Annotated in this window: 7 protein-coding genes and 3 pseudogenes; 5 read left to right on the forward strand and 5 right to left on the reverse strand. The window is 68.3% G+C overall.

Translation table 11 applies throughout. From position 1 onward, the window contains the following. Positions 1 to 151: 151 nt before the first annotated feature. The 5 genes and pseudogenes from CSW58_RS04435 to CSW58_RS04455 form a co-directional block, all read right to left on the reverse strand. Positions 152 to 1,108 (reverse strand): nucleoside hydrolase, encoded by a 957-nt coding sequence (locus tag CSW58_RS04435; protein ID WP_099446466.1) that lies wholly within the window; start codon positions 1,106 to 1,108, stop codon positions 152 to 154. 118 nt (positions 1,109 to 1,226) lie between these two features. Beyond that, positions 1,227 to 3,418: pseudogene (locus CSW58_RS04440) on the reverse strand (TonB-dependent receptor). 216 nt (positions 3,419 to 3,634) lie between these two features. Then, positions 3,635 to 4,036 (reverse strand): oxalurate catabolism protein HpxZ, encoded by a 402-nt coding sequence (gene hpxZ / locus CSW58_RS04445; protein ID WP_099446467.1) that lies wholly within the window; start codon positions 4,034 to 4,036, stop codon positions 3,635 to 3,637. Then, complete coding sequence (locus CSW58_RS04450; RefSeq protein WP_099446468.1) at positions 4,033 to 5,421, reverse strand: AtzE family amidohydrolase; 1,389 nt, start codon at positions 5,419 to 5,421, stop codon at positions 4,033 to 4,035. The genes hpxZ and CSW58_RS04450 overlap by 4 nt, the downstream gene beginning before the upstream one ends. Further along, a complete protein-coding gene (locus tag CSW58_RS04455) occupies positions 5,418 to 5,627 on the reverse strand; it encodes a DUF4089 domain-containing protein (RefSeq protein WP_099446469.1) in 210 nt (69 codons plus the stop codon). Before CSW58_RS04455 ends, CSW58_RS04450 begins: the two co-directional genes overlap by 4 nt. Before the next feature lie 221 nt (positions 5,628 to 5,848). On the opposite strand from CSW58_RS04455, the pseudogene CSW58_RS04460 reads away from it, so the two are divergent. From CSW58_RS04460 to CSW58_RS04480, 5 genes and pseudogenes are all read left to right on the forward strand, one after another. Next, positions 5,849 to 6,794 (forward strand): annotated as a pseudogene (locus CSW58_RS04460) (acetamidase/formamidase family protein). A 131-nt stretch (positions 6,795 to 6,925) separates the two neighbouring features. After that, positions 6,926 to 7,192 (forward strand): flagellar biosynthesis protein FliQ, encoded by a 267-nt coding sequence (fliQ, locus tag CSW58_RS04465; RefSeq protein WP_201721571.1) that lies wholly within the window; start codon positions 6,926 to 6,928, stop codon positions 7,190 to 7,192. A gap of 14 nt (positions 7,193 to 7,206) precedes the next feature. Beyond that, a complete protein-coding gene (gene fliR / locus CSW58_RS04470) occupies positions 7,207 to 7,962 on the forward strand; it encodes a flagellar biosynthetic protein FliR (protein WP_099446470.1) in 756 nt (251 codons plus the stop codon). A gap of 12 nt (positions 7,963 to 7,974) precedes the next feature. Continuing rightward, positions 7,975 to 9,054 carry a flagellar biosynthesis protein FlhB gene (gene flhB / locus CSW58_RS04475; protein ID WP_099446471.1) on the forward strand — a complete coding sequence of 360 codons (1,080 nt, stop codon included), beginning with the start codon at positions 7,975 to 7,977 and terminating at the stop codon, positions 9,052 to 9,054. 143 nt (positions 9,055 to 9,197) lie between these two features. Further along, positions 9,198 to 10,219: pseudogene (locus tag CSW58_RS04480) on the forward strand (PAS domain-containing protein); the annotation flags it as partial.

Here is a 10,219-nt window from a genome sequence, read left to right on the forward strand (position 1 = left end):
TGGCCGCCCTTCCCCCTTGATGGGGGAAGGGTTGGGGTTGGGGGCGCCTGCTGAGCGTGCTCGTGGCGCGGCGCTTGTCGTCCACCGCCGCATCACCCCCATCCCCGCCCTTCCCCCATCAAGGGGGAAGGGAGAAGACTCACTCTGCCGCCTATCCCGCCATCGTCTCGCGATAGAGCCTCAGCAACCTGGCCTCGTCGACGGTCACGGTCACCGCCTGGATCGGCTGGTCGTCCCAGGCGCTCGGACCGAACAGTTCGCCCTCCGCCTTCAGGCAGGTCTGGCCCAGGGCGATGCCCTCGGTGACGACGCGGACCGAGCCGCGACGCAGGCCGAACAGGCTGGGATCGATGACATAGGCCACGGCGGCGGCGTCGTGCACGCAGCAGCCGACCACGCCGTCGCGGTCGCCATAGAAGGCGGCATAGGGCTTGGAAATGGCGTTGAGGAAGGCCCCGGCCTCGCCGGCGCGGCCTTCCAGGTCATCCATATAGGTCGGGCTCATCACCACCTGGGTGGTGACATCCAGGCTGACGACCACCACGGGCCATGGGGCGGTGAACACCTGGTCTGCGGCCTCCGGATCGTTCCAGATATTGGCCTCTGCCACAGGTGTGACATTGCCCGGCTTGCCGGCCAGGCCGAAGGCCCCGCCCATGACCACGACCGATTTCAGCAGGCTCGCGACCTCGGGATCGGCCTGCAGCGCCAAGGCCAGATTGGTCAGCGGGCCGACGGCGCACAGCACCACCTCGCCCGGATGTTGGCGGGCCAGGTCGATGATCGCCTGGTGGGCCGGCTTGGCCTCGTGAAGGGCGGGAACCAGGCCGGTCAGCTCGACATCGCCCAGGCCGTTGACCCCGTGCACGAAGGTCGGGGAGGGGTTGCGCGGCCGCAGCAGCGGCTTGTCGGTTCCCTGATAGACCGGCGCGGCCAGGCCAAAGCGCTGCTTCAGATAGAGCGCGTTGCGGGTCGTCGTCTCGATGTCGGCGTTGCCGTAGACGGTGGTGATGGCCAGCAGGTCGAGGGCCGGGCTGGCCTCGATGAACAGCAGGGCCATGGCGTCGTCGATGCCAGGATCGGTGTCGAAGATGATCTTTGTTGTCATCTGAAGGGGTTAGCTCACTCGGCGCGGAAATGAAACAGGCTCCCGGCGTGAACCGGGAGCCTGTCCGTCATCGTGTGTTCGACAGGCGCCGCGCCCCGGAAGGCGCGGCCAGGTCGGCTTAGCGCTTGGCGCTCAGCGAGATGCCGATCACGCGCGGCTCGTTGACGAAGCCGGTGTTGTTGTCGAAGTCGATGCCGCCCTTGAGGTTGACCTCGTCGGTGATGTTGCGGGCGAACACGGCGACCTCATAGGCGCCGTCCGACTTGGCGTAGCCAAGCTTCAGACCGCCTTCGAAGGTGTCCTCGCTGAAGAACTCCTTGGTCTCGTAGAGGAAGAAGTTGGTGTGGCCCTGGCGGAACCAGTCAGTGTAGGCGAACAGTTCGCCGCCGGCGATCGGGTAGCTGTAGCGCGCCGAGAAGTTCAGCACATATTCCGGGCGTTGGGGAACGGGTTGCCGTCCACCTTGGCCGCGCCGCCGACGGTCAGCGGATCGGTCGGGGTGCACTGGCCCGAGCCGCAGACGGCGACCGCCAGGCTGCTGTCCTTGATCTCGGTGTGAGCGTAGCTGTAGCCGGCCGTCAGCAGCAGGTTCGGGGTCACCGCCCACTCGCCGTCGACTTCCACGCCATAGGCCTCGGCCTTGTCGGCGTTGATCAGGCGGTTGGAGTTGGCCACGCCGCCGATGGCGCTGAACTGCGGGTCTTCGACCGTATAGGTGAACACCGCGCCGTTGAGGCGCAGGGTGCGCTCAAGCAGTTCGCTCTTCACGCCGGCTTCCCAGGACAGGATGGTTTCCGACTGGGCCACCGAGGAGGGCGAGCCGAAAGCGATGTCGCGGCCCTGGATCGACGGACCGCGGAAGCCGCTGGCCACCCGGCCATAGACGCTGACGTCCGAGGACAGGTCGTAGAAGGCCGACAGGTCCCAGCTGACCTTTTCGTCGGAGACCGAGACGGCCTTGCCCGTGCCGAACGGCGACTTGGTGACCGAGAGGTCCTTTTCGTCGCTGGTGTAGCGCAGGCCGGCGGTGAGCTTGAGGTCGTCGCTGACCGCGTAAGAGCCCTGACCGAACACGGCCCACGAGGTGTTTTCGTGCTTGAGGGTCGAGGGCGGCACGAAGCCTGGGGCGGTGGTGACGAGGAAGTCGGACTGGAAGTAGTAGGCGCCGACCTGCCAGGTCACCGGCTTGTCGGTGTCGCTGGCCAGACGCAGTTCCTGGGTGACCTGGTTCAGGTCGGCGAGGCTGTCCTGGGTGTCGGAATCGAACGGGATGAAGCCGGGGCCGACGCCGCCGACGCCCCCGTCGATGTCGCCGCGGCTGTAGCCGTTGGTCGTCTCATAGGCGGTGATCGAGGTCAGGGTGACGTCGCCGAAGTCGTAGTCCATCTTCAGCGACGTGCCGTTGCCGTCATACTTCTGCGGGTTGCCGCCGCCGCCGTTGAAGGCCACCGAGTCACGGTCGAAATTGCCGTTGATGGCGTTGCTGCCCTTGGTCACGATATTGGCGCGGAACAGGGCCGAGGTGCCGTCGAACTGGCGGTTGTGGACGTTGAGCAGGGCGCTGAAGTTCTCGGTCGGGGTGAACAGCAGTTGCACCCGCGCGGCCAGCTCGTCGTAGCCGCCCAGGGCGTCCTTCACGCCAGTGAAGGTGTTGTCGATATAGTCTTCGCGGTGCTGCACGAGCAGCGAGGCGCGGGCCGACAGCTTGTCGGCGATCAGCGAGCCGCCGACGCCGCCGTCGAGGGTGTAGCTGCCATAGGTGCCGTAGGTGGCCGTGCCGGCCGCGCCGAAGGTGTGGCTCGGCTTGACGGTGTCGAACTTGACGATGCCGGCGGTGGTGTTGCGGCCAAACAGCGTGCCCTGCGGGCCGCGCAGGACTTCGACCTGGGCGACGTCATAGATCGGCGAGCTCTTCAGCACGACGTTTTCCAGCACCACGTCGTCCTGGATGATCGAGACCGGCTGCGAGGCGGCGACGTCGAAGTCGCTGTTGCCCAGGCCGCGAATGTAGAAGCGCGGGGCCACGCGGCCGTTCGAGGATTCAGCGTAGAGGCCGGGGACGCGGCTGGACAGGGCCAGAACGTCTTCGCCGCCGGCGAAGATCGCGGTCAGGCGCTCGCCCGACAGGGTGGCCACCGAGACCGGCACTTCCTGGATGTTTTCGGCGCGCTTCTGGGCCGTGACGATCACGTCGTCGAGGGTGGTGGCGTCCTGGGCGAAGGCCGGCGCGGCGACGCCGGCGGCCAGGATCAGAACGGCGAGAGCCGCGCTGCCGCGAAGGCTATCGCGCAGTTTTGCGGAGGTGGTCATGTGACAAATCCCGTTTCGCGCCGACCGACCGGCGAATCTGGGTGCAATGCACAACGCGGCGCGGGAAATCAAAAGCCTTCGTGACGCAATTCCTTCAGCAAGGTGAAGATTTGCCGACAGATGTCACTATTTCAACACTTCGGATCAAAGCTGCCTTGAAATTCGTCAGAAGTCATAAGTTACTTACTTGAGCTGTCATTGGGCGGGCTGGGACGCCTATCTGGCAACGCGTTGATCGAGGCCTTCCGCCAATAGCGAGACATGGGCCGACGCGACCTTCCAGCCCTGATCGAGCCTTATCCAGGTCTGGGTTTGTCGCCCGGTTCGATTTGCCCCCAACCGCTGGAATTCGACATTCGCTATCGCGAAATCTCGCCCAAAAGTGGTGATTTCCGTTCTCAGGCGGAGTCGCTCGGGCGACCCGCCCGCCCGCTCCAGGCGGAACGCGGCGATGGCCTCGAAGCCATAGAGGTTCTCGGCGACCCCGTAGCGAACGGTCCGGGGATCGTTCCAGAACACCTGGTCGAGAGCCTCGACATCATTGTCCATCAGGGCCGCTTCATAGGCGTCGACGGCGGCGCGCACGGCGGCCAGGGTCTCGGGATCATTGATGATCATGGCCGCTCCGTCGGGCTGTGGGCGGCCACGACTCCACGCCGCTCCAGGCGAAGGGCGGCGGCCAGGGCCAGGTCCTCGCGCCAGGCCGGGGCGATGATCTGAACGCCGATCGGCAGTTGGCCGGGGCGGTTGATCGGAGCGGCCACCACCGGCAGGCCGACATAGCTGATCGGCTGGGTGTAGGCGCCCAGGTTCTTGCGCACCGACACGGGCTGGCCGTCCATGTCCATCGTCGCCTGGCCGATCCGCGGCGCGGGGCAGACCGAGGCCGGGGCCAGCAAGACGTCAAAACGTTCAAAGGCTCGGGCCATCGCGGCGCGAAACACCGGCCGGTAGCGGCGGGCGGCGTCGGCGATTCCCTCGGGCAGCAAGGCGCCGGCCAGCAGGCGGTCGCGCACGGCCGGATCATAGTCCATGGCCCGCTCGCGCAGGGTCTCCAGATGCAGGCGTCCGCCTTCGACGGCGGTCAGGCAAAAGGCGGCCGCGCGGGCCTGTTCGGCCTCGGCGACGATGACCGGGCCCTCGGCGTCCAGGGCCTGGGCCGCCAGGTCCAGCGCGCCCAGCACCTCGGGGAAAGCCCCCTGGGCGAACCAGCCGCCCAGCACCCCGACTCGCAGAGGGGCGTCGGCCAGGGCCTCGAGGCGGTCGGACACCGGCTCGGCGGCGCGGTCGCAGATCGGGTCCAGCGGGTCGGGGCCCTGCATCAGGTCATAGGTCAGGGCCAGGTCGGCGACCGAGCGGGCGAAGGGCCCCACATGGTCCAGGCTCTCGACGAAGGGAAAGGCGCCCTGACGCGACAGCCGCCCGAGGGTCGGCTTGAGGCCAAACACCCCGCACAGGCTGGCGGGAATGCGGATCGAGCCGTTGGTGTCCGATCCCAGGCTCAGCGAAACCAGGCCCGCCGCCACCGCCGCCGCCGAACCGCCGGACGAGCCGCCGGCGATCCGGGTCGGGTCATGCGGATTGCGGGTCGGCCCGTCATGGGCGTTCTCGGTGACGAAGCCGTAGGCGAACTCGTCCATGTTCAGCGCGCCGACCAGGATGGCCCCGGCCGCGGTCAGCCTCTGGACCGGGGTGGCGTCGGCGGGAGCGGGCGCGGCGTCGCGGCGGATCTTCGAGCCGGCCAGGGTCGCCAGGCCCTCGACGTCGAACAGGTTCTTGACCGCGAAGGGCGCGCCGGCCAGCGGGCCCAGGGGGCGGCCGGCGGCGCGATCGGCGTCAAGCCTGTCGGCCTGGTCCAGGGCGCGTTCTGGCAGGACCTGGGTGAAGGCGTTGAGGTCGGCGCGCGCCGCGATGCGCGCCAGGGTCTGCTCGATGGTCGCGCGGGCGGTGGTCCGGCCAGACCGCACCGCCTCGGCCACCGCGTGGGCGCTGGCGAAGGTCATGGGGTGAACCGCTCGGCCGCGCCGGCGGGGGCGGTGTCGACGAACAGGCTGGCCTGGCGCCGCAACAGGTCGAGATTGTCGAACACCGCCGCCTGGCAGGCTTCGGGCAGGAGCAGGTCCAGCGCGGCGGCGCGGGCCATGGCCTCGGAGGGCGTCGCTGAGTCCGCCTCGGCCAGGAAGGCCCGCATGTCCGCCTCGATCGTCATCGTCGCTCCGCAAGTCAGGGAAATCTTCCTATAGCCCCGGGGCGGGGCGAGCTAGGGGCGCTCGCGCCCCTCCGCCGGACCGCCTCGGATCGCGTCAGGCGGCGCCTTGCGGCGCCCGCTTGCTGGGCGCCGGCCGCTTTAGCTGGGCCGGGCAGGGGCCGGGCCTTGGGTCATGGGGCAAACCCGCGCGCAGTGGCGGCTTGTAATAGAAGGCTTACCTCATGCTGCACCGCCTGGCCTCGACTCCCGAAACGGTCCGATTCGGGATCTTTGACGCCGCCTTCGCGCCGGTCCTGACCATCGCCTCGGGCGACAGCGTCACCTTCGCCTGCGTCTCGGGCGGCCGCGAGGTGATGCCCGATCCCGCCAGCGGCCTGACGATTCCCCCCGACCTGGCCGCGATCCACGCCGCCGAGCTGGAGCGCATCGGGCCCCATATCCTGACCGGTCCGGTCGCCATCGTCGGCGCCGAGCCCGGCGACACCCTGGAGGTGCGGATCGAGCAGGTGGAGCCAATAACGACTGGGGCTATTGCGCCGTCCGGCCGCTGGCCGGGACCCTGCCGGAAGACTTTCCCGAACGCTATGTCAGCCACATCGCCGTCGACCGGCCGGCCGCGACCTGCAAGCCGGAGTGGGGCCGACCCTGCCGCTGGCCCCGTTTTTCGGCACCATGGGCGTGGCCCCGCCGGCCCGCTATGGCCGACTGTCCAGCCGCGAGCCGCGCGAGCATGGCGGCAACATGGACAACAAGGAGCTGGGGGCCGGGGCGACCCTGTTCCTGCCGGTCTGGGTTCCCGGAGCCAATTTCTCGGTCGGTGACGGTCACGGCCGCCAGGGCGACGGCGAGGTCTGCGTCAACGCCCTGGAGATGGGACTGACCGGAACCTTCACCTTCATCCTGCACAAGGCGGCGGAGGTCGGGACCCTGACCTGGCCGCGGGCCGAGACGCCCAGCCACTACATCGTCATGGGCTTCCACGAGGATCTCGACCTGGCCATGAAACAGGCCCTGCGCGGCATGATCGACTTCATCACCGCGCGCTCGGCCCTGACCCGGGTGCAGGCCTACCAGTTCTGCTCCCTGGCCGTGGATTTTCGCGTCACCCAGACGGTCAACGGCGAGAAGGGCGTGCATGGCCTGCTGCAAAAGGGGCTGCTGTTCTAGGGCGTTCGCCGCCTGTCCGCGCGGCCATCCGCCGCGTCCTCGACGCCCGGCGACGCAACAGGTCCTAACTCCCTGTTAACCATGTCGGGCCCATTTTCCAGCCTCGTTACCAGCGCGTAGAGATGAGGCTTTTGATGAGCGGCGCCGAAGTTCTGGATGTCGGCCGCGACGCCATCTGGCTGACCTTGCAACTGTGCGCGCCGGTGCTGATCGTCGGCCTGGTGGTCGGGGTGGGCATCGGCCTGATCCAGGCCCTGACCCAGATCCAGGAAGCCACCCTGGTCTATGCGCCCAAGATCGTCGCCATCTTCATCTCCCTGCTGATCTTCCTGCCGCTGATGGGAGCCCTGATGTCGGGCTTCATGCGCCAGATCGCCGCGCGCATCGCGGGCATGTAGGGGAGGCCCGGCGGGTGGACAGCTACGCCACGGCCGCTCAGGTCTATGTGGCCGGCCTGGTGTTCGCCCGGGTCGGGGCCATGGTCATGCTGATGCCCGGCATCGGCGACCCGGTGGTGCCGCCGCGCATCCGCCTGTCCTTCGCCCTGCTGATGTCCCTGCTGCTGGCGCCCCTGGTCTATCGGTCCATCGGACCTGTCCCGACCTCGGTCGGAGCCCTGGGCGGCGCGGTGATCCATGAGGTCCTGATCGGCCTGATGATCGGCGGCGTGCTGCGGATCTTCATGGGAGCGATGACCACGGCCGGCGAGATCATCTCGCTGCAGACCACCCTGTCCTTCGCCCAGACCACCAATCCGATGGGGGCCCAGAGCAGCACGGCGGTGGCCACCTTCCTGTCGATGCTGGGCCTGACCCTGATCATGGCCACCGACCTGCATCACCTGTTCATCGGGGCGATCGTCAAGTCGTACGATATCTTCCCCTTCACCCGGGCCGTGCCGGTCAATGACGCCGCCGCCCTGGCCGTGCGCACGGTGGCCGACAGCTTCAAGCTGGGCGTGCAACTGTCGGCCCCGGTGCTGGTGTTCTCGATCGTCTTCAACCTGGCCACCGGCCTGGTCGGGCGGGTGATGCCCAGCTTCCAGATCTTCTTCGTCACCTCGCCGCTCAGCGTGATTCTGGGCCTGTCGCTGCTGGGCGTGTCGCTCGGCGGCATCGCCATGGTCTGGACGGATCGCTATCGCGACCTCCTGGCCATCTTCAACTAGAGCCGCCTCGGCATGGCTGAAGACACGGACGACGCTTCAAAGACAGAAGAACCGACAGCCAAGAAGCTGTCGGACGCCCGCGCCAAGGGCGACGTCGCCAAGAGCGCCGACATCTCGCAACTGGCCTCGCTGGCCGGGGCCTTCGGGGTGGTGGTGATCGCCGGCGGCTGGCTGACCCGCGACCTGGTCAACGCCCTGTTGCCCTTCCTGGCCCATGCCGGGACCATGGATGTCGAGGGCGCGGCGCAGAGGATCGCCCAGAAGGCGGTGTTCGCCGCCTTGCCCGCGGTGGTCATGGTGATGCTGGTCTCGGGCCTGCTCGGCGCGGCGGCCAATATCGCCCAGTCGGGCTTCATTCTCAGCGCCGACAAGATCAAGCCCGACTTCAAGAAGCTGGACCTGATCAAGGGCCTCGGCCGGATCTTCGGGCCCGACGGCCTGGTCCAGTTCGCCAAGTCGGCGGTCAAGTTCCTGGTCACCGGCCTGATCGCCTGGATCGTCATCCGGCCGCATGCGCCCGAACTGCAGAACCTAGTCGGCATGGATGTCAGCGCCATGCTGCCCCTGGCCATGAAGCTGTGCACCAGCCTGTTCTGGGCGGTGCTGATCTTCCTGATGCTGACCGCCGGTTTCGACTGGTTCTGGCAGCGCATGCGCTTCAACAAGCGCATGCGCATGACCCTTCAGGAGGTGAAGGACGAGTTCAAGCAGTCGGACGGCGACCCGCACATCAAGGGCAAGCGCCGGCAGATCCAGATGCAGCGCTCGCGCCAGCGGATGATGCAGGCTGTGCCCAAGGCCACGGTGGTGGTGATGAACCCGACCCACTACGCCGTCGCCCTGCGCTACGAGGCCGGCGACGCCGCGCCGATCTGCGTGGCCAAGGGCGTCGACGAGCTGGCCCTGAAGATCCGCGCCGTCGCCGAGGAGCACGGCGTGCATGTGCTGGAAGATCCGCCCCTGGCCCGCGCCCTCTACGCCACCGTCGAGATCGACGACCAGATCCCCGCCGAACAGTTCGAGGCCGTGGCCAAGATCATCGGCTTCGTGATGAACAACAAGAAGGCCAAGGCCCGCAGTTGGGCGGATTGAGCGGGCGAGGCCCACCTTAATCCGGCCCCAGACTCAGCGCCGATTCACCAAACGCGCCCTGACGACGCGTAAGGAGTATTCTATTCACCGAATCGATGGAGCCCTTGGGGCTTCGCAGGGCTGAAGAAGGATTTCGGTCGACCATGACCGGGACGTCCGACATCGAAGCGATCGCCGAGACGGCGACACGGCGACGCGCCGACCCATTGATTTGGGGCGCGGCGATCTTCTTTGTGCTGGCCGCCGGTTTCGCGGCCGTACCGGCCCTGCGCGCCGGTCCCGCCACCCTGGCCGGTCTGCTGCTGCTGGGCGGCGTCGCCGGCGTGGCGATCCTGGGCCTGGTGGCGATCCGCGCCTCGACCGCCCACGACAACGAGATGGACGCGACGGAGGGCTTCGTCGAGGCCCTGCCCGAACCCGCAGCCCTGACCGCCGCCGACGGCCGCATCGTGGCCGCCAACGAGGCCTGGCGTGACACGGTCGGCGAGGCGCGTCGGCTGCCCAAGGGCGGCTCTGGCCTGTTCTCGGCCCTGGTCAAGGCCCGGCGCGGCGAACGGGCCGAGGGCCTGTTGCGCATCGCCGGCGAGGATCATCCCGCCCTGGTCGCCCGCCTGCGCGGCGGTCGTTTGCTGGTGCGCCTGCCGGTCCAGCCCGAACCCCCGGTCATCGCCGCCGCCCTGGCCCCGGTCGCGGTGGTCAGCGCCCCGCCGCCGGCCCGCACCGGCAGCCTCGACGCCTTTTCCGGCGCCTCGCCGTTCGGCGCGGCCCTGCTGGAGGGGCTCGACCCGTTCAATTCCCGCATTCTCGAGGCCAATCCGGCCCTGTCGGCCATGGCCGGCCCGGCCCGCGCCGGCATGGCGTTCGGCGAACTGATCGACCCGCCCTCGCGGGCCGAGGCCGAGACCCGCCTGGCCGAGGGCAAGGCCGGTCCGTTCGAGGTGCGCCTGGCCCGCGACCCGACCCGCATCGCCCACCTCTATCTCTATCGCGCCGAAGACCGGCTGGTGGCCTATCTGATCGACGTGTCCGAGCAGAAGCAGATCGAGCTGCAACTGGCCCAGGCCCAGAAGATGCAGGCCATCGGCCAGCTGGCCGGCGGCGTGGCCCACGACTTCAACAACCTGCTGACCGCCATCCAGCTGCGGCTGGACGAGCTGCTGCACCG

Source organism: Caulobacter sp. B11 (genome assembly GCF_002737765.1).
Lineage (GTDB): Bacteria > Pseudomonadota > Alphaproteobacteria > Caulobacterales > Caulobacteraceae > Caulobacter.

What these genes read in the sequence shown, in the direction of transcription:
- flhB (WP_099446471.1), top strand. Translation starts at nt 7,975, where the DNA reads ATGGCTGAAGACACGGACGACGCTTCAAAGACAGAAGAACCGACAGCC.
- CSW58_RS04435 (WP_099446466.1), bottom strand. Translation starts at nt 1,108, where the DNA reads ATGACAACAAAGATCATCTTCGACACCGATCCTGGCATCGACGACGCC.
- CSW58_RS04455 (WP_099446469.1), bottom strand. Translation starts at nt 5,627, where the DNA reads ATGACGATCGAGGCGGACATGCGGGCCTTCCTGGCCGAGGCGGACTCA.
- CSW58_RS04450 (WP_099446468.1), bottom strand. Translation starts at nt 5,421, where the DNA reads ATGACCTTCGCCAGCGCCCACGCGGTGGCCGAGGCGGTGCGGTCTGGC.
- hpxZ (WP_099446467.1), bottom strand. Translation starts at nt 4,036, where the DNA reads ATGATCATCAATGATCCCGAGACCCTGGCCGCCGTGCGCGCCGCCGTC.